The organism is Micromonospora olivasterospora (assembly GCF_007830265.1).
GTDB classification, from domain to species: Bacteria; Actinomycetota; Actinomycetes; order Mycobacteriales; family Micromonosporaceae; genus Micromonospora; species Micromonospora olivasterospora.
The window spans coordinates 1,044,852-1,067,165 of the sequence record NZ_VLKE01000001.1 but is presented as its reverse complement, the minus strand read 5'-3'; the positions used below and the strand labels follow the sequence as shown (position 1 = coordinate 1,067,165).

Genomic DNA, 22,314 nt, shown 5'->3' with positions numbered 1-22,314 from the left:
GCGTTGCGCTCCCATGATCGTTGACGGCGCAGCAACACCTTCCCCGGCGTGTCGAGTAGCTGAGCTGCCAACCTTCACCGGCTGGCCGGCCCTCAACGGGCCCTCGCCCAGGTCAGGAAGCGGTCGGTCAACCCCTCCGGTGCGGCCTGGCCGTTGATCTCGACGAGGTCGGTTCCGGCCTCGTACATGAGCGTGGCGAGGTAGATCAGCAGGCCCGTCCGGTTCTCGCGATACTCGCCCAGCAGCGCGAGCCGGGCCGGGGAGCACGGCCACGCGGCGCCACACACGCGGCAGCGCCAGGACGGGCGCGCCGCGACGTGCGGGCGGTACCGGGGCATCAGCGGGTGCCCTCCTCGGCCCGACGCGGCGCGGGGATGAACCGGCCCCCGTTCGCCCGCCACTCCTGCGCGCGGGTCAGCCTCCCGGCGCGGCCGGGATCACTGGTCGGGAAGACATCCGTCGGGGCGGTCGCCCACGCCGGCCGCTCGTTCGGCGTACGCCGGGGGAGCGGGGCGGGGAGCGCCGGGCGGCAGCGCCAGAACCTGAGTCGCAATCTGAGCCTCCATCGTCGTGGATGGGGGCGCCCTGCGGACCCCGTTGTCCCCAGCGCGCCCCGGCCTGGTTCCGCCCGCCGTCCGATCCCGTGAGCGGTCCCGCTGCGTGACAGTCTGGTGAGGACGCGACTACGGTGATAGCTCGTAAGCGGTCACTACCAGGGCGTACATCGGCCCGATCCCACGCCGTACGAGGATGTATGGAGGCTGTCCGTGGAACGTTCGTCCATGCTGGAGCACTTCGCCGAGGAGTTGCGGTTGGCGCGGGCCGCCAACGGCATGTCCCAGGCCGCGCTGGCCGAGGCGTTGAGCTACTCGGCCGCGCTGGTGACGAAGGTGGAGAACTGCGAGCGGCGGCCGAGCCTCGACTTCGCGCGCCGCTGCGACATCGTGTTCGCCACCGACGGGAAGTTCGAACGCATCCAGCGGCGCATCGGCCGGGAGACCGTGGTGCCGTGGTTCCGCGACTGGGCCGGCATGGAGCAGGAGGTCACCGCGCTGCGCACGTTCGAGCCGCTGTGCGTGCCGGGCCTGCTCCAAACCGAGGGGTACGCCCGCGCCATCCACGCCGGCGGCGGGTTGTTCGCGGGGGACGAGATCGAGCGGCATGTGACGAACCGCTTGGACCGTCAAGCGTTACTCAACCGCGAGCGGCCGCCGCTCCTCAGCATGGTCATCGACGAGTACGTGCTGCGCCGCCGGATCGGCGGGCCGGAGGTGATGCGCGAGCAGTTGCAGCACCTGGTGAAGCTGGGCTCGACCCTGCCCCGGCTCCGTATCCAGGTCGTTCCACTCTCCGCCGGTGCTTACCCTGGGCTCGCTGGACCCTTCGTCATCGCCACCTCTCCACAGGGAGAGGACGTTGTCTACCTGGAGGGGCAGCGCCACGGGCAGGTGATCGACCGTGCCGAATTCGTTCAGCAGATGGTCGAGGTTTGGGAGTCGATCCGCGGTGAGGCAGTATCGCACCAGCAGTCCCTCGACCTGATAGCGGAAGTGGCGGAGACATGGACCTGACGGGCGCCCGGTGGCGCAAGAGCATCCGCAGCAGCGGCCAGGGCGGCAACTGCGTGGAGGTGGCCGACAACCTTCCCGGCGTGGTGGCCGTACGCGATTCCAAGGACCCGAGCGGGCCGGTGCTGGCGTTCGGCCCCGGCGCGTGGCGCGCGTTCGTCGCGCGGCTCGCCGATCGCCCGTAGGGGCCCTGCACCGGTAGGAGGTCGCCTCCCACCCGATCAGGAGGCGACCTCGTCCCTGCCACACGGCGCGTTGACAGTGGAGGTGCGGAGACATGGACCTGACCGGCGCCCGGTGGCGCAAGAGCCCCCGCAGTAACGGCAGCGGCGGCGCCTGCGTGGAGGTGGCCGACAACCTTCCCGGCGTGGTGGCCGTACGCGATTCCAAGGACCCGAGCGGGCCGGTGCTGGCGTTCGGCCCCGGCGCCTGGGGCGCGTTCCTGTCGCCGGTTCTCGGACCCGTAGATCACCCGATCGTGACGACTGAGGAACCGGTGCGTGATGTCTCGTTGAAACGACGCAGCCATGCGCAGCCAGGTCGCTCCAGGAATTCCGATCCCGCTGCTTGGGCTCCTGGCAGCATGCACCCCGCCCCGCGAGCCGATTGCGGCTATGGCCGTCCATGACGGTCGACCGATGGGCGTCCTGGTCACGTGCCGCGGCCTCTTCTCCCAGCTCAGGGTGTACGAAGACGACATCGGGGACGACCTGTGGTGACCGCCGCGCCAACGGCCATGCCAGCTCTGCGCTCGCTGCGTGCTCGCCCGCGGCCGGGTCGTTCGCGCGTGGCTGCGTGATCGACTCCATGTCGCCGTCATGGCGCGATCGGGGCCGCGTGGACCCCGCCATGCCGCCGACATGGCGAGCCAAGCCACCAAGATCACCCGTATCGTGGGCGTGGCGCACCGACCCGCTCCCGTAAGGAACCTCTCGTGCTCACCATCCCCCGGCGCCAGGCCGGGCTGACCGCCCTCTACCTCGGCATCTTCGCCACGATCTGGTTCAGCGTGCCGGCGGCCCACCAGCCGCTGCGGGCGCTGCTGATGGTCGCGAGCGTGGCGTCCCTGGCGACGGCAGCCGTCGGCGGCGTCGTCGCGGCGCGCAGTCGGCCGGCCGCCGAAGCCGTCCGGGACCGGGCGGCCGATCGCCGGTACGTGCTGATCGTGCTCGCCGAGTTCGCCGCCGCCGGGGTCGGCGCGGCGCTGCTGGCGGCGGCCGGGCTCGCCGAGTACGCCCCGGTGCTGGTCTGCGGCGTGGTCGGGCTCCACTTCCTCCCGCTCACCCCGGTGCTCAAGGATCCCCGGCTGCGGCTGCTCGGCGGCGCGATGTGCCTGGTCGCGCTCGCCGGGCTGGTGACCGCGCTCGCCTCGGCCGTGCCGGCCGGCCTGGTCGTCGGAGTGGGCGCCGGACTGCTGCTCTGGGCGTACGCGCTCCTGGCGCTGGTCACGGTCCTCCGGCCGCCGCAGCACGGCGGCAGGTGATCGACGGTCAGTCCCACCGGTCCTGGTTGAGGAATCGGGCGAAGCCCCGCCACGAGTTCGGCCCCATCACCCGGTCGATCGGTCCGGTGTAGCCCCAGCCGGAGGCGAGCCGCTGCACCGCCTTCCACGTGTTCGGCCCCGGTGCGCCGTCGATGGGGCCGGTGTAGCCGTAGGCGCGCATGGCCCGTTGCAGCGCGGCGTACGTGTTCGGCCCCGGTACGCCGTCGATCGGGCCCGGGTAGCCGGCGGTGATCCGGAGCCAGTTCTGCATCCGCTGATAGAAGATCGGGCCGGGAATGCCGTCCTGCTCGGTGGTCGTCTTGGGCAGGCCACCGCCACCCGGGTTCTGGCTGATGTAGGTCAGCGGGTTGATGCGTACCCCGCTCGATTGATCATGTGCCAGTGCAGGTGTGGGCCGGTGGAGCTGCCCGACCCGGGCGCACCGACGGCACCGCCCGACCGCCCCACGATCGTCCCGGCGCCGACCGCGGTCCCGTTGGCCAGCAGGAACTGCGACAGGTGCAGGTACTGACTGCGGTACCCGTCCGCGTGGTGGATCGTGACAGTGTGCCCGCCCGTTCCGTTGTAGGGGATGTTCTGGATCGTGCCGGCGCCGCAGGCCGGCAGGGCGGTGCCGACGCCCAGCCCGAAGTCGATCCCGCCGAGCGACCCGTTGTCCAGGTGGTCCTGCCAGGTCCCGGTGATCGGGTAGCCGGTGAACGGGTTGTAGATCGACGGTGCCGCGTGGGCGGTCCCGGGCAGCCCGACGACACCGCCGACGGCGAGGGCGCCGGTGGCCCACGCGGTGCCGCGCAGCAGGGTGCGCCGGCTGATCCCGGTCGGTGGCTGGTCCGCCGCGTCGCCACAGCAGTGGGTCAGCCTCTCGCTCATCGTCGGCTCCTCATCGTGCGGTGACGAGTTCGTGGCGGGGTGCCGAGAGTACCTGTACTGATGCATTCGGATCGATGGCTTCAGCGCGCTCCGCTCGGCTGATGCGCAAGGGGCGGACCGGGCGGAGCCAAAACGGCGCGACACGCGCGGCGGTGGGTCGTAGGGTGGCCGCGGTCTGTCGTACCCCCGGGGTAGGAAGGCCGGAGGACGCCGAGCGCGGGACGGGGTGGTGAGCGTGAGCGTGGCGCGGCAGGAGCGGGTCCGGCCGGCGCTGCCCAGGGTGCCCGCGCTGGCCGTGCTGAACTACTTCCTGGTCGGCTACCGGCGCACCTGGCGGGCGGGAGTGTTCTCGTCGTTCCTGTTGCCGGTGCTGACCATGGTCGGCTTCGGCATCGGCGTGGGGGCCTACATCCAGCAGGGCGTCGGCGGGGTGCGCTACCTGGACTGGATCGTGCCCGGCCTGATCGCCTCCACCGCGCTCCAGGTGGCCATCGGCGACTCGACCTGGCCGGTGTTCGGCAACTTCCAGTGGACCAAGATCTATCTGGCGCAGAGCGCCGCGCCGCCGCGGGTGGGCGACATCCTGGCCGGCCACCTGCTGTTCGTGCTGTTCCGGGTGCTCACCACGGTCGCCGCGTTCCTGCTGGTGACGGCGCTGTTCGGGGCGCTGCGCTCACCGTGGGCGCTGGTCGTGCCGGCGGTGGTGGCGCTGCTCGGCCTGGCCGTCGCCGGGCCGACCTTCGCGTACACGGCCTCGGTGAGCAGCGACAGTTGGCTGGCCATGCTGTTCCGCTTCGGGGTGATCCCGATGACGCTGTTCGCCGGGGTGTTCTTCCCGGTGGAGTCGCTGCCCGGGGCGCTGCGCTGGCTGGCGTACGCGACGCCGCTCTGGCACGCCGTCGACCTGTGCCGGGCGGCCACCCTCGGCGTCACGCCGCAGTGGTCGGTGGCCGGCCACCTGCTCTACCTGGCCGCCTGGGCGCTCGTCGGCGTGCTGCTGGCCCACCGCGCGTTCCGTCGCCGGCTCGTCGTCTAGGAAGGGGTGCCCGTGGTCAGTCTCGTCCTGCCCCGGCTGGTCGACGTCTCCGCCGCGTCCCGCCGGGCAGCCTCGGTGACCGAGCGCAACGTGGCGGCGCTGAAGCGCGTCTACTGGCTGCTGCTGCTCTCCGGCTTCGTGGAGCCGGTGCTGTACCTGTTCTCCATCGGCGTCGGGGTGGGCACGCTCGTCGGCGACCTTCCCCTTCCCGACGGCCGGCTCGTGTCGTACGCGGCGTTCGTGGCCCCGGCGATGTTGGCGTCCTCGGCGATGACGGGCGCGCTGGCGGAGACCACCTTCAACTTCTTCGGCAAGATGAAGTACATGAAGCTGTACGACGGGGTGATCGCCACCCCGGTACGGCCGTTCGAGATCGCCCTCGGCGAGCTGGCCTGGGCGATGGGTCGGGGCAGCGCCTACTCCGCCGCGTTCCTGGCGGTCATGGTGGCGATGGACCTGACCACGCCGGTACGGGCGCTGGTGACGCTCCCGGCGGCGGTGCTGGTCGGCTTCGCCTTCGGGGCGCTGGGCATGGCGCTGGCGACGTTCCTGCGCAGCTGGCAGGATTTCGACCTGATGGGCTCGGCCCAGTTCACCCTGTTCCTGTTCTCCGGCACGTTCGTGCCGGCGACGGCGTACCCGGACCTGCTGCGGTGGCTGGTGGAGGTGACGCCGCTGTACCGCTCGGTCCACCTGATCCGGGGCGTCGCGCTGGGCGGCGACTGGTCCTGGCTGCTCGACGTGGCGTACCTGCTGCTGGCGATCGGCGTCGGGCTGCTCGTGGCGTCGCGCCGGATGGGTCGCCTGCTGTACAAGTGACGGGTTAGCGCCACCTTTCCCCGGGCATGTCCGGAAGGACATTGCGACCACGAGGGAGGGGCGATGGCCTCCGACGAGACGTCCGCGCGTGGCGGGCCCGACCGGGGCGCCGCCGGCAGCCGGCCCGTCGGCCCGGACGAGGGGCCGGAGAGCCCCGCGCACCTGCCGGGCGCGAGCTGGAAGGCGGCGCTGCGCCGCACCCGGGGCGAGTTCCAGGACGACCGCCTGACGGACTGGGCGGCGGCGCTGACGTACTACGGGGTGCTGTCGATCTTCCCCGGCCTGTTGGTGCTCATCTCGGTCCTGGGCCTGCTCGGGCCGAGCGCCACCGAGGGGGTCAAGAGCACCGTCAACCAGGCCGCCCCGGCGGGCAGCATCCGCCAGATCATCGTGAGCGCGATCGACCAGGCGAGCCACTCGGGCGGGCTGGCCAGCATCGCCGCCGTCCTCGGTCTGCTGGGCGCGTTCTGGTCCGCCTCCGGGTACGTGGCCGCGTTCATGCGCGCCTCCAACACCATCTACGACGTTCCCGAGGGGCGGCCGATCTGGAAGACGCTGCCGATCCGGCTGGGCGTGACGGCCGCCGTCGGCGTGCTGCTGCTGGTCAGCGCGGTGATGGTGGTCTTCACCGGCCGGCTCGCCCAGGACGTGGGGGGCGCGATCGGGATCGGCTCGACCGCGGTCACGGTGTGGAACATCGTGAAGTGGCCGGTGCTGGTGGTGCTGGTGAGCCTGACCTTCTCGATCCTCTACTGGGCCTCGCCGAACGCCCGGCACGGCGGCTTCCGCTGGGTCAGCCCGGGCGGCGTGCTGGCCGTGGTGGTCTGGCTGGTCGTCTCCGGCCTGTTCGCGGTGTACGTGGCGAACTTCGGCTCGTACAACAAGACGTACGGCGCGGTGGCCGGCGTGATCATCTTCCTGGTCTGGCTCTGGCTGACCAACCTCGCGATCCTGGTCGGCGCGGAGTTCGACGCCGAGTTGGAGCGTGGCCGGGCGGTCGCCGCCGGGCACCCCGCCGAGGCGGAGCCGTACGTCGAGCTGCGCGACGACCGCAAGCTGAGGAAGAAGAAGCGCACGGGCTGACCGCCCGCCTGCCCCACCCGTTCGCCGCCCCGCCCCGCCTCGCCGCCCCGCCTCGCCGCCGAGCGAGGCGGGGCGGCGGTGACTTTCCTAGATCAACTCCGAGCTTTTGTTCATTCGGACAAAAGTTTGGATCAAATTGGCTGAAGCTCTGGACAGGCGAGGCGGAAGGCTCCTACTGTGTCGGACACAACACATCGCGGTTACGTCGATGTGACGCGCGACCGACTCCGATGCGGAGGTGAGTGCCGGTGCGGACCGTGGAACCCCTGCACCTGCGGCTGTTGCGGGTGCTCCGCGACGAGGGGGCGATGTCCCGCGCGGAGCTGGGGGACCGGCTGCAGATGCCGCGTCCCCGGCTGCTCGCCGAGTTGGAGCGGCTGGTCAGCCTCGGCTACGTCGCCGAGGCCGGCCTCGCGGCGTCCCGGGGCGGGCGCCGGTCCACCCTCGTCGAGCTGAGCCCGAGCCTGCGCTTCGCGGCGGTGGACCTCGGCGCCAGCTCGATCGATGTCGAGGTGGTCAACGCGCGGCTGGAGCCGGTCGCGGCGTACGCGGAGCCGGCCGACATCCGCAACGGTCCGAAGGTGACCCTCCAGCGGGTCAACGAACTGTTGCACAAGGCCCGCGTCGACGGGGCGTACGAGCGGCTGCACGCGGTCGGCATCGGCGTGCCCGGGCCGGTCAGCTTCCGTGACGGGGTGCCGGTCTCGCCGCCGATCATGCCGGGGTGGGACAGATTCCCCGTCCGCGAGCTGCTGACCCGCGAGCACGGCTGCCCGGCGGTGGTCGACAACGACGTGAACATCATGGCGATCGGTGAGCGGCACGGCGGCGTCGCCCACTCGGTCGACGACTTCCTGTTCGTCAAGATCGGCACCGGCATAGGGTGCGGGATCTACCTCAGTGGCGACGTCTACCGGGGCACCGACGGCTGTGCCGGCGACATCGGCCACATCCAGGTCGACTCGCACGGTCCGATGTGCTCCTGCGGCAACGTGGGCTGCCTGGAGGCGCTGTTCAGCGGCGCCGCGCTGGCCCGGGAGGCGAACACCAGCGCCCGCAGCGGGACGTCGCCGGCGTTGGCCGAGCGGCTCGCCGCAAAGGGCGTGGTCACCGCCCGGGACGTCGCCGAGGGCGCCGTCGAGGGGGACGTGACCTGCATCCAGCTCATCCGCGACGGCGGCCGCCGGGTCGGTGGGGTGCTGGCCGGCCTGGTCAGCTTCACCAACCCGTCGATGATCGTGATTGGCGGCGGGCTGGCCCAGCTCGGGCACATCCTGCTCGCCGAGATCCGCAGTGTGGTCTACCGCCGGTCGCTGCCGCTGGCCACCGGAAACCTGCCGGTCGTCCTGTCCGAGCTGGGCCCGCGCGCCGGGGTCGCCGGGGCGGCCGTGCTCGCCAGCGACGTGGCCTTCGGGGAGGCATCGTGAGCGCGAGGAGTGAGCCGGGTTTGCGAGCCCCGCAGTCGCGAACCGGGGAGGCATCGTGAGCGCGAGGAGTGAGCCGGGTTTGCGAGCCCCGCAGTCGCGAACCGAGTTGGCGCAGTGACGAACGAGAAGGAAGCGCCGCTGGTCGAGGCGCCCGCCGACGCCGTGGCCGGCGAGGTGGTGCTGCGGCTGACGGACGTGGTGAAGACCTTCCCCGGCGTACGGGCCCTGGACGGGGTGCAGCTGGAGGTGCGGGCCGGCGAGGTGCACTGCCTGCTCGGGCAGAACGGCGCCGGCAAGTCCACCCTGATCAAGGTGCTCTCCGGGGTGCACCGCCCCGACTCCGGGCACATCGAGTGGCGCGGCCAGCCCGCCGAGTTCGCCAACCCGCAGGCCGCCATGCGCGCCGGCATCGCCACCATCTACCAGGAGCTCGACCTGGTCGAGGACCTGTCGGTCGCGGAGAACGCCTTCCTCGGCCACGAGCCGCGCCGGGCGGGCTTCGTCCGCCGGGGCCACATGGCCCGCCGGACGCGGCAGATCCTGAGCCGGCTCGGCCACGGCGAGATCCCGCCCGGGCGGCTGGTCCGGGCGCTGCCGGCGGCCGGCAAGCAGATCGTCAGCATGGCCCGGGCGCTGTCGCACGAGGCCCGGCTGATCATCATGGACGAGCCGAGCGCGGTGCTGGCCCACGACGAGGTCGGCAACCTGTTCCGGATCATCCGCGAGCTGACCGCGCAGGGCATCGCCGTCATCTACATCTCCCACCGGATGGAGGAGATCCGCGAGATCGGCGACCGGGTGACCGTACTCAAGGACGGCCGGACCACGGCGGCGAACCTGCCGGCGCGCGACACCCCGACCCACGACCTGGTCGCGAGGATGACGGGCCGCACGATCGAGTACGTCTTCCCGGACCGCCCGGCCGCCGACGGCGACGGCGCCGAGCTGCTGCGGGTCGCGGGGCTCACCCGGGCCGGCGAGTTCGCCGACGTCTCGCTGTCGGTGCGGGCGGGCGAGATCGTCGGGGTCGCCGGCCTGGTCGGCTCCGGCCGCTCCGAGCTGCTGGAGACCATCTACGGTGCCCGCCGGGCGCACGCCGGAACGGTCACGATGAACGGGCGCGCGCTGCGCCCGGGCAGCGTCGGCGCGGCGGTAAGGGCCGGCATGGGGATGGCCCCGGAGGAGCGCAAGAGCCAGGCGCTGCTGCTCGGCGAGCCCATCTACCGCAACGTCACCCTGGCCACCTTCGGCCGGTACGCCCGCCTCGGCTTCACCGACGCCGGCCGGGAGCGGGCCGAGGCGGACCGGATCGCCGACTCCCTGGAGCTGCGCCCCCGCGACGTGCGCCGGCCGGTGCGCACCCTCTCCGGGGGCAACCAGCAGAAGGTGGTGGTCGGGCGCTGGCTGCTCGGCGACACCCGGCTGCTGCTGCTCGACGAGCCGACCCGGGGCGTCGACGTCGGCGCCCGCGCCGAGCTGTACCAGGTGATCCGGGAGCTGGCCGCCCGAGGCGTCGGGGTGCTGCTGGTCTCCAGCGAGGTGCCCGAGGTGCTCGGCCTGGCCGACCGGGTGCTGGTGTTGCGCGAGGGCCGGATGGTGCGCGAGGCGCCCGCCGGCGAACTGGACGAGAACACGGTGCTCGACCTCGTCATGGCGGGGTCGCTGATGGAAGGCGCCCCCGCATGACCGACGCCACCCCCACCCCCACCCCCACCGCCACACCGGACCGGCCGGCGCCGCTGCCGGCCCAGTCCCCGCCGGTGGACCCGGCCGCGACCGCGAAGGCTCCGGCCGCCGAGGGAGCCGGCCGGCTCTCCTGGTGGCGCGGCGACAACGGCGAGGGCGCCCGGCGCAACCTCGGCCTGATCGCCGTCCTGGTGGTGCTGATCCTGATCGGCATCGCCACCCGCCCCGACCTGTACGGCGATTCGAGCTGGGTGTGGAGCAACATCCTCACCATCCTCAAGCTCGCCTCGGTCGTCGGCGTGGTCACCGTCGGCATGACTGTCGTGATCATCGGTGGCGGCATCGACCTGTCGGTCGGCGCGATCGTGGCGCTGGCCGGGGTCTGGTGCACCACGGTCGCCACCCAGAGCTACGGCGCGGGCGGCATGATCTTCAGCGCGCTCACCGTCGGCGTGGCGGTCGGCCTGGTCAACGGCCTGCTCATCTCGTACGGCCGGCTGGTGCCGTTCATCGCCACGCTCGCCATGATGGTCGCGGCGCGGGGCCTGGCCGCGGAGATCTCCGACAAGCAGACCCAGGTGTCGAACAACACCACCATCAACGGCATCGCCAGCACGGACGTGCTCGGCATCCCGCTGCTGGTCTACATCCTCGCCGCCGTGGTCGTCGCCGGCTGGGTGCTGCTGAACCGGACGACGTTCGGCCGGCGCACGGTCGCCGTCGGCGGCAACCCGGAGGCGGCCCGGCTCGCCGGCATCAACGTCCGGCGGCACACCGTCCTGCTCTACGCGCTCTCCGGCCTCTGCTGCGGCATCGCCGCGATCATGCTGACCGCGCAGGCCACCTCCGCCCAGGCGGCGATGGCCAACCTCTACGAGCTGGACGCGATCGCCGCCGCGATCATCGGCGGGACGCTGCTCAGCGGCGGGCGGGGGACGATCGTCGGCTCCCTGCTCGGGGTGGTCATCTTCTCCACCATCACCAACCTGTTCGCCATCAACGGCCTCTCCACCGAGGCCCAGAACATGGTCAAGGGCGGGATCATCGTCGCCGCCGTCCTGGTCCAGCAGTTCAAGTTCCGCAGCCTGACCCAGTTCCTGGGCCGCAACCGGCTCACCACCGGCTGACCCGGTCCGTACCACCACCCACCCGCACCGCCAGCACCCAGAAGCAGCACCCCGGTCGCCGTCGCACCGACGGTGGCCGGACCCCCCACACCCTCTTTCCCCCACCATCGCTCACCAGGAGGTCGCAATGACCCAGCACAGTCGGGACCTGTCGCGCCGCCGGCTGCTGTTCGGCGGGCCGCGCTCGGCGCCGGTGCCCTGCTCACCGCGTGCACCAGCAACGAGGCGGCGCCGACCGCGGCGCAGACCAAGGCGGCCGAGACCGACTCCGGCGGCAACGCCGCGCCCGGCAAGAAGGTGACCATCGGTTTCTCCGCCCCGGCCGCCGACCACGGCTGGATCGCCGCCATCACCAACAACGCGAAGGCGCAGGCCGGCGCGTACTCCGACGTGGAGCTCAAGTCCGTCGAGGCCGGCGCGGACGCGGCGGCCCAGCGGGCGGCGCTGTCCACCCTGCTCTCCCAGAAGCCCGACGTGATCGTGCTGCTGCCGCACGACGGCAAGGAGCTCAACGCGTTCGGCCTGGAGGCCATGAAGGCCGGCATCCCGGTGGTCAACCTGGACCGGGCGTTCCCCGACGCGCGGGCCTACCGGCTCCAGATCAAGGGCGACAACTACGGCATGGGGGTGGCCGCCGCCACCTACATCGCCGAGCAGCTCAAGGCCAAGGGGGTCAGCAACCCGGTCATCGGCGAGATCCCCGGCATCGACTCGCTGGAGCTCACCCAGGAGCGGTCGAAGGGCTTCGCGGACACCCTCGCCTCGTACGGGCTGAAGGTGGCCAACCGGCGGCCGGCCGAGTTCACCGCCGACTCCGGCCAGCAGGCCGCCACGGGCTTGTTCCAGGCGCTGCCGAAGCTCGACGCCCTCTGGAACCACGACGACGACCAGGGCATCGGCGTACTCGCCGCGGTCAACCAGACCGGCCGCAAGGAGTTCTTCATGGTCGGCGGCGCCGGCTCGAAGAAGGCGATGGAGGACATCCAGGCCGACAACACCGTCCTGAAGGCCACGTCACCTACAGCCCCTCGATGGCCTCGTCCGCGATCTCGCTCGCCCGCCTCATCGGCCAGGGCAAGGGCATGTCCGACCTGGTGGAGCTCCAGGTGCCCAAGGAGATCGTGCTGGCCTCCGAGACGATCACCAAGGAGAACGCGAGCAACTACCTCAAGCTCGGGTTCTGACACACGGGGGGAGACCCACCTTGTCCACTCACGACACGCACCTGCGGGTCGGCATGGTCGGCTACGCGTTCATGGGCGCCGCGCACTCGCAGGCGTGGCGCACCGTGAACCGGGTGTACGACCTCCCGGCGCGGGTCCGGATGGCGCTGATCTGCGGCCGGGACATCGGGAAGGTGGCCGACGCCGCCGACCGGCTCGGCTGGGAGGCGTACACCACAGACTGGCGGCGACTCGTCGAGTCCGACGAGATCGACGTGGTCGACATCTGCACGCCGGGGGACAGCCACGCCGAGATCGCGATTGCCGCGCTGGCCGCCGGCAAGCACGTCCTCTGCGAGAAGCCGCTGGCCAACACGGTGGCCGAGGCCCGAGCGATGACCGCCGCCGCGGCCACCGCGCGGGAGTCCGGGGTACGGGCCATGTGCGGCTTCACCTACCGCCGGGTCCCCGCGGTCACCCTGATGCGCCAACTGGTCGCCGAGGGAAGGCTCGGCACCATCCGGCACGTCCGGGCGGCGTACCTCCAGGACTGGATCGTCGACCCGCAGTTCCCGCTGGTCTGGCGGTTGCAGAGGGACAAGGCGGGCTCCGGGGCGCTGGGGGACATCGGCGCGCACATCATCGACCTGACCCAGTACGTCACGGGTCAGCGGATCAGCGGGGTCAGCGCGATCACCGAGACGTTCGTCAAGGAGCGCCCGCTGCCGGGCGGGTCGAGCGGCCTGAGCGCGCACGTCGACGGCCACGGCGCCGTGGACGGCCACGGCTCGGTCGACGGCCACGGCTCGGTCGACGGCCACGGCTCGGTCGACGGGCACGGCTCGGTCGACGCGCACGGGCCGGCCACCGGTCTCGTGACCGTGGACGACGCGGCGGTCTTCGTCGCCCGGCTCGACGGCGGGGCCCTGGCCACGTACGAGGCGACCCGGTTCGCCACCGGGCGCAAGAACGGGCTGCGGGTGGAGATCAACGGCTCGCTCGGCACCGTGGTCTTCGACCTGGAACGCATGAACGAACTGGAGTTCTACGACGCGACGCGGCCCGCCGCCGAGCAGGGCTTCACCCGCATCCTGGTGACCGAGGGCGAGCATCCGTACATGTCGGCCTGGTGGCCGCCGGGCCACATCATCGGCTACGAGCACAGCTTCACCCACCAGGCGCGGGACTTCGTCGAGGCGATCGCCGCGGGCACCGACCCGGCCCCCTCGTTCGCCGACGGGCTCCAGGTCCAGCTGGTGCTGGACGCGGTGACCCGCTCCGCGGAGGCGGGCTCCTCGTGGACCGACGTCGAGCCGACGCTGGAGGTGGTGGCGGCCTGACCCGGCCGGCGGCGCGGCTCGCCGCCGATCCAGAGGCTTTCCGGACCGACCGGCGAGGGATCCGCCGCGGTTGCGCCCCGCGGCGGGGACGAGGTCGGCTCCGGGGGCGTGCGGCCGGGCCCGGCCCGGCGCGCACGACAGCAGGACGGTCGTCCGGTGCGGCCGGACCGGGATTCCCCGGTCGCGCCGGAGGGCCGCGCACCACCGGTTCCCGGCCTCCCAGCCGGAGGACCGGGCACCACGGGTCCTCCGGGTGACTGCGGAGGACCGGGCACCACGGGTCCTCCGGGTGACTGCGGAGGACCGGGCATCACGGTTGCGGGGGAGGCAGGGACGGGACGCCGACCGGCCCTGCCTGCCAGCCCCGTCCGTCCCGTCCTGACCCGGACTCCGTCCGGCGCCGTCGACGCCGCCTTCGACGCCGGACGGGGCCACCGGGGGACGGACGGCCGGACGGGGCGTGCCGCATCGACTACGTTCCATATGTGTGGAAACGACGCACGACCGGTCCCTCCCGACCAGGAAAGGAGCGCGCCATGCGTACGGGTGTCTGGCTGGTGGGGGCGCGCGGCTCGGTCGCGACCACCAGCATCGTCGGGGCGCTCGCCCTGCGGGCCGGGCTGACCGGCCCGACCGGTTGCGTCACCGAACTGCCCGAGCTGCGGGGCCCCGCCCTGCCGTCCTTCGCCGACCTCGTCTTCGGCGGCCACGACCCGGTGGCCACGCCGCTGGCCAAGCGGGCCGACGCGCTCGCCGCCGCCGGGGTGCTGCCCGCCCGGCTGGTCGCCGCGCTCGGCGCGGAGCTGGCCGCCGTCGACCACGAGGTGCGCCCCGCGCCCGCCGACGGGAGCCAGGCCGACCGGGCCGCCGCCGTCGTCGCCGACCTCACCGCGTTCCGGGACCGGCACCGGCTGGACCGGGTGGTGGTGGTCAACGTCTCCGCCACCGAGCCGGCCGCCCCGCCGCACCCGGCGCACACCGACCCGGACGCCCTCGCCGCCGCGCTCGCCGGCCCCGACGAGGTGCTGCCGGCCAGCTCCCTGTACGCGTACGCGGCGTTCACCGCCGGCTGCCCGTACGTCGACTTCACCCCGTCCACCGGGGCCCGGCTGCCGGCGCTGGAAACGCTGGCCGCCCGCCACGGGCTGCCGTACGCGGGGCACGACGGCAAGACCGGGGAGACCCTGGTCAAGTCCGTGCTCGCCCCGATGTTCGCGATGCGCCACCTGACCGTGCGCTCCTGGTCCGGCGCGAACCTGCTCGGCGGGGGCGACGGCGCGAACCTGGCCGACCCGGACGCCAACGCCGCCAAGGTGCGCAGCAAGGACCGCCTCCTCGGCGAGATCCTCGGCTATGTCCCGCAGGGCCACACCCGCATCGACTACGTCGAGGACCTGGGCGACTTCAAGACCGCCTGGGACCTGGTCACCTTCGCCGGGTTCCTCGGCACGCCGATGCGGATGGAGTTCACCTGGCACGGCTGCGACTCGGCGCTGGCCGCCCCGCTCGTGCTCGACCTGGCCCGGCTCACCGCCGCCGCGCACGCCGCCGGCCGGCGCGGGCCGCTGGCCGACCTCGCGTTCTTCTTCAAGGACCCGCTCGCCGCGCCCACCCACTCGCTGGCCGAGCAGTGGGACCGGCTGGCCCGCTTCACCGCGGCGCTGCACGCCGAGCACGGCGGTGCGGCATGACCACGATCCGCGACCTGGCCGAGCTGGTCCGGGCGCCGGCCGCGCTCTCCGTACCCGGGGACGTGCTGGCCGGCGCGGCGGCGGCCGGGTCGCTCGGCCGGCGCACCCCCGGGCTGGCCGCCGCGTCGGTGCTGCTCTACTGGGCCGGGATGGCCGCCAACGACTGGGCCGACCGGCGGCTGGACGCGGTCGAGCGCCCGGAGCGGCCGATCCCCAGCGGCCGGGTCAGCCCACCCGCCGCGTTCGGCCTCGCCGCCGGCCCCACCGTCGCCGGGGTCGCCCTGGCCGTGGCCACGGGCGGCCGGCGCGCCGCCGCCGCCGTCGCCGCGCCCCTGGCCGCCGCCGTCTGGGGGTACGACCTCGCGGCCAAGAACACCGCCGCCGGCCCCGCCGTGATGGCGGCCTGCCGGGGGTTGGACGTGCTGCTCGGCGCGTCCGGCGGCCGGCTGCTCCGGGCCGTACCGGCGGCGGTCACCGTCGCCGCGCACACCTGGACGGTCACCGAGCTGTCCCGCCGCGAGGTCGCCGGCACCGACCGGCGGCTGCCGCGTACCACGCTCGCCGGGACCGCCCTCGTCGCCGCCGCCGCGGTCGGGCCCGCGCCCCGCCGCCGCCCCGGTCGCCCTGACCGCCGGCTACCTGGCCCGGTACGGCGGCGCCCAGGCCCGGGTGCTCGCCGACCCGTCGGCCGGGCGGGTCCGCGCCGCCGTCGGCGCCGGCATCACCGGCCTGCCCGCGTTGCAGGGCGCGCTCACCGCCCGCGCCGGGGCCGGGCTGCTCGGCCTCGCGGTCGCCGCAGCCGCGCAGCTGGCCCGGCTGCTGGCCCGGAAGGTCTCGCCGACATGAGCGCCGACCCCGCCGGGCTGCGCTTCGGGTACGGCACCAACGGCTTCGCCAACCACCGGCTCGACGACGCGCTCGCCGTCCTCGCCGACCTCGGCTACCAGGGCGTGGCGCTCACCCCCGACCACGATCACCTCGACCCGTTCGCCCCCGGGCTGGCCCGCCGCACCGCCGCCCTGCGCCGCCGGCTCGACGCGCTCGGCCTCGCGGTGGTGGTCGAGACCGGCGCCCGGTACCTGCTCGACCCGTGGCACAAGCACGCCCCGACGCTGCTGCACGACGATCCCGCCCGGCGGATCGAGTTCCTGCGCCGGGCCGTCCGGGTCGGCGCGGACCTCGGCGCCGAGGCGGTGTCGTTCTGGGCCGGCGTACGCCCCGCCGGGGTCGCGCCGGACGCCGCCTGGGACCGGCTCGTCGCCGGCTGCGCCGTGGTCTGCGACGCGGCCGACGCGGCGGGCGTGCCGCTCGGCTTCGAGCCGGAGCCCGGGATGCTGGTCGAGGACATCGCCGGCTGGCGCCGGCTGCGCGCCGCCCTGGGCGCCCCGGCGGTCTTCGGGATCACGCTCGACATCGGACACTGCCGCTGCCTGGAGCCGGCCGACGTGCCCGACTGCGTCCGCGAGGTCGCCGACCACCTGGTCAACGTGCAGATCGACGACATGCGCCGGGGAGTGCACGAGCACCTGGAGTTCGGCCAGGGCGAGATCGACTTCCCGCCGGTGCTGCGGGCCCTCGCCGACGTCGGCTACCGAGGCCTGGTCGCCGTGGAGCTGCCCGGCACTCGCACGCCGCGCCGGCCGTGGCCGCCCGGTCCCTCGACTTCCTCCGCACGGCCGCCGCACCGACCGCGCCCGGACGGGTCGACCCCGTGCCCGCCGGGGCCGGGGACCACGGCGGCGGCTGAGCACCGACCGCACCACTCTCCGAAGGGAGACCGGGATGACACCCGAACGACTACGCGCCGCGCTGCGGGGCGTACCCGACCCGGAGTGGCTGGACGCGGCGCGGGAACGCGTCGCGGCCGAGCCGGCGACGATCGCGCGGTGGTTCGCCGCCGCGGCCCGGCGCTGCGGCCGGGACCCGCTGCCCGACGCGCCGGGCTGGACGGCCGACGAGGCGGCCCGGGCACTGCTGCTGGCCGCGCTGCCCGCCGGGCACGCCGAGCACGCCGCCGACGTCTACCGGCACGGCGACGCCGCGGAGAAGCGGGCCGTGCTGGGGGCCCTGCCGCTGCTGCCGATCGGCGGCGCCGGCGTGTCGCTGCTGCACGACGCGATCCGCACCAACGACACCCGGCTGCTCGCCGCCGCCCTCGGCCCGTACGCCCGGCACCTCGACCCGGCCGCCTGGCGGCAGGCGGTGCTCAAGTGCGTCTTCACCGGCGTCCCGCTGGCCGCCGTGCACGAGCTGGACGCGCGGGCCGACGGGGAGCTGGCGGCGATGCTCGCCGGCCTGGCGGCCGAGCGCCACGCCGCCGGCCGCGACATCCCTGCCGACGCCGCCGCCCTGCTCGACCGGCTCGCCGCCGGCGCCGGCGACCCGGCGGCGCCGGCCCGGCCGCCCGCCCCGCCACCGGAAAGGCGTGACATGCGCATCTTCGACCCGCACATCCACATGACGTCCCGCACCACCGACGACTACGAGCGGATGGCCGCCGCCGGGGTGAAGGCGATCGTCGAGCCGGCGTTCTGGCTCGGCCAGCCGCGCACCAGCCCGGCCAGCTTCACCGACTACTTCGACTCGTTGATCGGCTGGGAGCCGTTCCGGGCCGGGCAGTTCGGCGTCCGGCATCATGCCACGATCGCGCTGAACCCCAAGGAGGCCAACGACCCCCGCTGCCGCCCGGTGCTCGACCTGCTGCCCCGGTACCTGGACAAGGACGGCGTGGTGGCGGTCGGCGAGATCGGGTACGACTCGATGACGCCGGAGGAGGACGAGGCGTTCGCCGCCCAGCTCGCCCTGGCCGTCGCGCACGACCTGCCGGCGCTGGTGCACACCCCGCACCGGGACAAGGCCCGGGGCGTCGAGCGCAGCCTGGCCGTGGTCGCCGAGTCGGGCATCGAGCCGGGGCGGGTGGTGCTCGACCACCTCAACGAGGTCACCGTGCAGCTGGTCCGGGACACCGGCTGCTGGCTGGGCTTCTCCATCTACCCCGACACCAAGATGTCCCCGCCGCGCATGGTCGAGCTGCTCAGGGCGTACGGGACCGAGCGGATGCTGGTGAATTCGGCGGCCGACTGGGGGCGCTCCGACCCGCTGCTCACCCGGGCCACCGGCGAGGCGATGCTGCTCGCCGGCTTCACCGACGACGACGTCGACCGGGTGCTGTGGCGCAACCCCGTCGAGTTCTACGGCCAGTCCGGCCGCCTCGACCTGACGGGCGTGGTCGACGCCGAGGCGACCGTCGGCGGCACCTACGAGGGCAACTCGATCCTGCGCGGCGGCAGCTGATGCGGCTGCGCCACGCCGGCGGCCAGACCGTCCACCTCGGCTACTGCACCAACGTCCACCCCGCCGAGAACCTCGCCGGCATCCTCGCCCAGCTGGACACGTACGCGGTGCCGGTGCGCCGGGCCCTCGGCGGCGACCTGCTCGGGCTCGGCCTGTGGCTGGCCGCCCCGATGGCCGCCGCGCTCGCCGCCGACCCGGCGCTGCGCCGCGGGCTGCGCGCCGAGCTGACCGCGCGCGGGCTGGAGGTGGTGACGCTCAACGGCTTCCCGTACGCCGCGTTCCAGGCCCCGGTGGTCAAGCACGCCGTGTACCACCCCGACTGGACGACGCCGCAGCGGCTGGCGTACACCCTGGACCTGGCCCGGGTGCTGGCCGACCTGCTGCCCGACGACGCGGCCCGCGGCTCGGTCTCCACCCTGCCGCTGGCCTGGCGCGACCCGTGGGACGCCGGCCGGGCCGACGCGGCGCGGCGGCGGCTGGACGAGCTGGCCGCCGGGCTGGCCGGCGTCGAGCGGGACACGGGCCGCACGGTCCGGGTCGGGTTCGAGCCGGAGCCGGGCTGCGCGGTGGAGAGCACCGCCCAGGCCGCCGCCCTGCTGGGCGGGGCCGACCCGGGCCGGCTCGGGATCTGCCTGGACCTGGCGCACCTGGCCTGCGCCTGGGAGGAGCCCGCCGCCGCGCTGGCCCGGCTGTCCGCCGCCGGCCTGCCCGTGGTGAAGGTGCAGGTCTCCGCCGCCATCGAGGCCCCCGCCGGGGCGACGGACGCGCTGCGCCGCTGGGTGGAGCCGCGCTTCCTGCACCAGGCCCGGGGCGCCGGCTGCGCGCACGCCGCCGACCCGGCCGACCCGGCGCACGCCGCCGACGACCTGGACGCGGCGCTGGACGCCGGGCTGCCCGGCCCGCTGCGGGTGCACTACCACGTGCCGCTGCACGCCCCGCCCGAGCCGCCGCTGACCGCCACGCTGCCGGTGCTGCGCGCCGCGCTGGCCGCGCTGTTCGCCGGTCCGGTCGCCGGTTGCGACCACCTGGACGTCGAGACGTACACGTGGGGGGTGCTGCCGGAGGCGCGGCGGCCCCGCACCGACGCGGAGCTGGCCGCCGGGATCGCGGCGGAGCTGGCCTTCGCCCGCGACGAGTTGATCGCAATCGGCCTCGCGCCGCTCGGAACGGGAGTACCGGCATGAGCGAGCGTCAGCGAGTGAATCATCGGCACAGTGCGTTGGTGTCTCATGGCGATGCCGAGCGAAGCGAGGCAGCGGCATGAGTAGACGACTGGTGGTGCTGGACCTGGTCGGGCTGACCCCGCGCCTGCTGGAACACATGCCCCGGCTGCGCGCGGTGGCCGAGGGCGGGTTCACCGCCTCCCTCGGCACGGTGCTGCCGGCGGTGACCTGCTCCGTGCAGTCCACGTTCCTCACCGGGGAGCCGCCGAGCGGGCACGGGATCGTCGGCAACGGCTGGTACTTCCGCGACCTCGGCGAGGTGTTGCTCTGGCGGCAGCACAACGCCCTGGTCGGCGGGAGAAGCTGTGGCAGGCGGCCCGCCGCGTCGAGCCCGGCTACACGGTGGCGATCGTCGCCGACCACGCCCCGGACCTCACCCTGGTCTACGTCCCGCACCTGGACTACGACCTGCAACGCTTCGGGCCGTCCTCGCCACGGGCCGCCGCCGCGGCGGCCGAGCTGGACGCGGTGCTCGGGCCGCTGCTGGACGCCGCCCGCGCCGCCGACGCCACGGTCGTCGCGCTGTCCGAGTACAGCATCACCGACGTCTCCCGTCCGGTGGACGTCAACCGGCTGCTGCGCGCCGAGGGGCTGCTGCGGGTGCACACCCAGGACGGCATGGAGTACCTGGACCCGTGGACGTCCCGCGCGTTCGCGGTCGCCGACCACCAGGTGGCCCACGTCTACGTACGCAACCCGGCCGACGTGCCGGCGGTGGCGAAGCTGTGCGCGGGGCTGCCCGGGGTGGCCGAGGTGCTGGACGCCGACGGCAAGGCGGCGCACGGGCTGGACCACGAGCGCGCCGGCGAACTGGTGCTGGTGGCCGAGCCGGACGCCTGGTTCACGTACTACTACTGGCTCGACGACGCCCGCGCCCCGGACTTCGCCCGCCTCGTCGAGATCCACCGCAAGCCCGGGTACGATCCGGCGGAGCTGTTCTTCGACCCGGCCGCCCCCGGCGCGGCGAAGCGGGGGGCCGCCGTGGCGCTGGCCCGCAAGAAGCTGGGCATGCGGTACCTGATGAGCGTCGTGGGGCTGGACGCGGGCGCGCGGGCGGTGCGCGGGTCGCACGGTCGGCTGCCGGCCGACCCGGCCGACGCCCCCGTGCTGCTCTGCTCCGACCCGGGCCCGGCGCGGGACGCGGTGGCCGCCACCGAGGTGAAGGCGCTGCTGCTGGAGCTGGCCGGCCTGGCGCCGCAGCCGGGCGGACAGCCGGGCGCGACCCCGTCCGCCGGGCAGCCGGGCGCGACCCCGCCCGCCGGTGCGACCGCCCGTCGGGCAGACGCTATCGTGGCGACGGAGTGACCAGGGAGGACGAATGACCGCGACGGTCACACCCACCGACGCGAGCGGCCTGCGTACCCGGGTCGACGCCGAGCTGGCCGCCTTCCTCGACCGGCAGGCGGCGCAGTGGCCGGACGGGACGCCCCGGGGGGTGTTCACCGCGCTGCACCGGTTCGTCCTGGCCGGCGGCAAGCGGCTGCGCCCGCAGTTCTGCTACTGGGGCTGGCGGGGCGCCGGCGGGGACGACGCCGGCGGGGACGGCACGCCCATCGTGATCGCCTCGGCGGCGCTGGAGCTGTTCCACGCCTTCGCCCTGATCCACGACGACATCCTCGACCGCAGCGACCAGCGGCGGGGCGCGCCCACGGTGCACCGGTTCTTCGCCGACCTGCACGCCCGCTCCGCCTGGCGGGGCGACCCCGAGGCGTACGGGCGGAACACCGCGCTGCTCTGCGGGGACCTCTGCGCGGCCTGGTCGGACCAGATGTTCCACGAGTGCGGGCTGAGCCAGGACGAGGTGCACCGGGGGTACGCGGTGTTCGCCCTGATGCGCACGGAGGTGATCGCGGGGGAGTACCTGGACCTGGTGTCCGGGGTCGGCGACGGGTCGGTGGCCAGCGCGCTCACCGTGATCCGGCTCAAGGCCGCCCGGTACACGGTGACCAGGCCGCTGCAGATCGGCGCGGCCCTGGCCGGCGCGTCGGCCGAGCTGCTGGCGGCGCTGGCCGAGTTCGGCGATCCGCTCGGGGACGCGTTCCAGCTCCGCGACGACGTGCTCGGCGTCTTCGGCGACCCGAACGTCACCGGCAAGTCCGTCCTCGACGACCTGCGCGAGGGCAAGCCGACGGTGATGATGGCGCTGGCGAGGGCGGCGGCGGACCGGGCGCAGACCGCCCGGCTGCGGGAGCTGTTCGGCAACCCGTCCCTGGACGCCGACGGCGCGGCCGAGTTGCGCGCCATCATCGAGGCCACCGGCGCCCGGAAGGAGATCGAGCGGATGATCCGGGTACGCGCCGAGGTGGCCCTGCGCGTCCTGTCCGACGCCCCGCTCGCCCCCGCCGCTCGCAAGGCGCTGGCCGATCTCGCCGCCCGCACCGTGGACCGGGCGATCTGACCCGCCCGCCTCGGCCGGCCCGGCGGCCGGCGGTGATCGGCTCCGGGGCGACTTTCTCTCCCGCCGGGCGAAAGTTCGGCACGCC

General features: G+C 74.0%; 19 protein-coding genes and 5 pseudogenes. 20 read left to right on the top strand and 4 right to left on the bottom strand.

Annotated features, from left to right (window positions below; all coding sequences use genetic code 11):
- Positions 1–92: 92 nt before the first annotated feature.
- Complete coding sequence (locus JD77_RS04615) at positions 93–338, bottom strand: flavin reductase (RefSeq protein ID WP_145773184.1); 246 nt, start codon at positions 336–338, stop codon at positions 93–95.
- Positions 338–553 (bottom strand): hypothetical protein, encoded by a 216-nt coding sequence (locus tag JD77_RS04610; RefSeq protein WP_145773183.1) that lies wholly within the window; start codon positions 551–553, stop codon positions 338–340. The genes JD77_RS04615 and JD77_RS04610 overlap by 1 nt, the downstream gene beginning before the upstream one ends.
- A gap of 214 nt (positions 554–767) precedes the next feature.
- Between JD77_RS04610 and JD77_RS04605 the strand changes: the two genes are divergently transcribed.
- The 4 genes and pseudogenes from JD77_RS04605 (at position 768) to JD77_RS04590 (ending at position 3,051) form a co-directional block, all read left to right on the top strand.
- Positions 768–1,571: a helix-turn-helix domain-containing protein gene (locus JD77_RS04605; protein ID WP_246140524.1), complete on the top strand. Its 804-nt coding sequence runs from the start codon at positions 768–770 to the stop codon at positions 1,569–1,571.
- Positions 1,562–1,753 carry a DUF397 domain-containing protein gene (locus tag JD77_RS04600; RefSeq protein ID WP_145773182.1) on the top strand — a complete coding sequence of 64 codons (192 nt, stop codon included), beginning with the start codon at positions 1,562–1,564 and terminating at the stop codon, positions 1,751–1,753. The genes JD77_RS04605 and JD77_RS04600 overlap by 10 nt, the downstream gene beginning before the upstream one ends.
- Before the next feature lie 92 nt (positions 1,754–1,845).
- Positions 1,846–2,016 (top strand): annotated as a pseudogene (locus JD77_RS33360) (DUF397 domain-containing protein); the annotation flags it as partial.
- 486 nt (positions 2,017–2,502) lie between these two features.
- Complete coding sequence (locus JD77_RS04590) at positions 2,503–3,051, top strand: hypothetical protein (protein WP_145773180.1); 549 nt, start codon at positions 2,503–2,505, stop codon at positions 3,049–3,051.
- Between the two features lie 7 nt (positions 3,052–3,058).
- On the opposite strand, the gene JD77_RS32735 is transcribed toward JD77_RS04590, so the two are convergent.
- Positions 3,059–3,322 (bottom strand): peptidoglycan-binding domain-containing protein, encoded by a 264-nt coding sequence (locus JD77_RS32735; protein WP_211372487.1) that lies wholly within the window; start codon positions 3,320–3,322, stop codon positions 3,059–3,061.
- Positions 3,323–3,411: 89 nt separating this feature from the next.
- On the bottom strand, positions 3,412–3,942 hold the full coding sequence (locus JD77_RS32730) for a M23 family metallopeptidase (RefSeq protein ID WP_211372486.1): 531 nt from the start codon (positions 3,940–3,942) through the stop codon (positions 3,412–3,414).
- A gap of 235 nt (positions 3,943–4,177) precedes the next feature.
- On the opposite strand from JD77_RS32730, the gene JD77_RS04580 reads away from it, so the two are divergent.
- From JD77_RS04580 to JD77_RS04510, 16 genes and pseudogenes are all read left to right on the top strand, one after another.
- Positions 4,178–4,978 (top strand): ABC transporter permease, encoded by an 801-nt coding sequence (locus JD77_RS04580; protein ID WP_145773179.1) that lies wholly within the window; start codon positions 4,178–4,180, stop codon positions 4,976–4,978.
- 12 nt (positions 4,979–4,990) lie between these two features.
- Entirely contained in the window at positions 4,991–5,797 is an 807-nt protein-coding gene (locus JD77_RS04575; RefSeq protein WP_145773178.1) for an ABC transporter permease, read from the top strand.
- Positions 5,798–5,860: 63 nt separating this feature from the next.
- The gene (locus tag JD77_RS04570; RefSeq protein ID WP_145773177.1) at positions 5,861–6,880 is read left to right on the top strand and encodes a YihY/virulence factor BrkB family protein; all 1,020 of its coding nucleotides are present in this window, start codon (positions 5,861–5,863) and stop codon (positions 6,878–6,880) included.
- A 248-nt stretch (positions 6,881–7,128) separates the two neighbouring features.
- A complete protein-coding gene (locus tag JD77_RS04565; RefSeq protein WP_145773176.1) occupies positions 7,129–8,307 on the top strand; it encodes an ROK family protein in 1,179 nt (392 codons plus the stop codon).
- A gap of 114 nt (positions 8,308–8,421) precedes the next feature.
- Complete coding sequence (locus JD77_RS04560; protein WP_145773175.1) at positions 8,422–9,993, top strand: sugar ABC transporter ATP-binding protein; 1,572 nt, start codon at positions 8,422–8,424, stop codon at positions 9,991–9,993.
- Positions 9,990–11,120 carry an ABC transporter permease gene (locus tag JD77_RS04555; protein WP_145773174.1) on the top strand — a complete coding sequence of 377 codons (1,131 nt, stop codon included), beginning with the start codon at positions 9,990–9,992 and terminating at the stop codon, positions 11,118–11,120. Before JD77_RS04560 ends, JD77_RS04555 begins: the two co-directional genes overlap by 4 nt.
- Before the next feature lie 127 nt (positions 11,121–11,247).
- A pseudogene (locus JD77_RS04550) lies at positions 11,248–12,304 on the top strand (substrate-binding domain-containing protein).
- Positions 12,305–12,324: 20 nt separating this feature from the next.
- A complete protein-coding gene (locus JD77_RS04545) occupies positions 12,325–13,623 on the top strand; it encodes a Gfo/Idh/MocA family protein (protein WP_145773173.1) in 1,299 nt (432 codons plus the stop codon).
- Positions 13,624–14,159: 536 nt separating this feature from the next.
- Positions 14,160–15,314 (top strand): inositol-3-phosphate synthase, encoded by a 1,155-nt coding sequence (locus JD77_RS04540; RefSeq protein WP_145773172.1) that lies wholly within the window; start codon positions 14,160–14,162, stop codon positions 15,312–15,314.
- Positions 15,311–16,891: pseudogene (locus tag JD77_RS33355) on the top strand (SCO3242 family prenyltransferase); the annotation flags it as partial. The gene JD77_RS04540 and the pseudogene JD77_RS33355, both read left to right, overlap by 4 nt.
- Before the next feature lie 205 nt (positions 16,892–17,096).
- Positions 17,097–17,678: pseudogene (locus JD77_RS31870) on the top strand (EboA domain-containing protein); the annotation flags it as partial.
- A 66-nt stretch (positions 17,679–17,744) separates the two neighbouring features.
- On the top strand, positions 17,745–18,608 hold the full coding sequence (locus JD77_RS04525) for a TatD family hydrolase (protein WP_145777418.1): 864 nt from the start codon (positions 17,745–17,747) through the stop codon (positions 18,606–18,608).
- The gene (gene eboE / locus JD77_RS04520) at positions 18,608–19,792 is read left to right on the top strand and encodes a metabolite traffic protein EboE (protein WP_145773171.1); all 1,185 of its coding nucleotides are present in this window, start codon (positions 18,608–18,610) and stop codon (positions 19,790–19,792) included. The genes JD77_RS04525 and eboE overlap by 1 nt, the downstream gene beginning before the upstream one ends.
- A 76-nt stretch (positions 19,793–19,868) precedes the next feature.
- A pseudogene (locus JD77_RS35405) lies at positions 19,869–20,186 on the top strand (alkaline phosphatase family protein); the annotation flags it as partial.
- Entirely contained in the window at positions 20,174–21,136 is a 963-nt protein-coding gene (locus JD77_RS04515; RefSeq protein WP_425463558.1) for an alkaline phosphatase family protein, read from the top strand. The pseudogene JD77_RS35405 and the gene JD77_RS04515, both read left to right, overlap by 13 nt.
- 13 nt (positions 21,137–21,149) lie before the next feature.
- On the top strand, positions 21,150–22,229 hold the full coding sequence (locus JD77_RS04510) for a polyprenyl synthetase family protein (protein ID WP_145773170.1): 1,080 nt from the start codon (positions 21,150–21,152) through the stop codon (positions 22,227–22,229).
- Positions 22,230–22,314: the final 85 nt, after the last annotated feature.

Bases quoted from the DNA above. Each gene is read 5' to 3' on its own strand.
- JD77_RS04615 (WP_145773184.1), bottom strand. From the start codon at position 338: ATGCCCCGGTACCGCCCGCACGTCGCGGCGCGCCCGTCCTGGCGCTGC.
- JD77_RS04600 (WP_145773182.1), top strand. From the start codon at position 1,562: ATGGACCTGACGGGCGCCCGGTGGCGCAAGAGCATCCGCAGCAGCGGC.
- JD77_RS32735 (WP_211372487.1), bottom strand. From the start codon at position 3,322: ATGCAGAACTGGCTCCGGATCACCGCCGGCTACCCGGGCCCGATCGAC.
- JD77_RS32730 (WP_211372486.1), bottom strand. From the start codon at position 3,942: ATGAGCGAGAGGCTGACCCACTGCTGTGGCGACGCGGCGGACCAGCCA.
- JD77_RS04570 (WP_145773177.1), top strand. From the start codon at position 5,861: ATGGCCTCCGACGAGACGTCCGCGCGTGGCGGGCCCGACCGGGGCGCC.
- JD77_RS04555 (WP_145773174.1), top strand. From the start codon at position 9,990: ATGACCGACGCCACCCCCACCCCCACCCCCACCGCCACACCGGACCGG.
- JD77_RS04540 (WP_145773172.1), top strand. From the start codon at position 14,160: ATGCGTACGGGTGTCTGGCTGGTGGGGGCGCGCGGCTCGGTCGCGACC.
- JD77_RS04525 (WP_145777418.1), top strand. From the start codon at position 17,745: ATGCGCATCTTCGACCCGCACATCCACATGACGTCCCGCACCACCGAC.
- eboE (WP_145773171.1), top strand. From the start codon at position 18,608: ATGCGGCTGCGCCACGCCGGCGGCCAGACCGTCCACCTCGGCTACTGC.
- JD77_RS04510 (WP_145773170.1), top strand. From the start codon at position 21,150: ATGACCGCGACGGTCACACCCACCGACGCGAGCGGCCTGCGTACCCGG.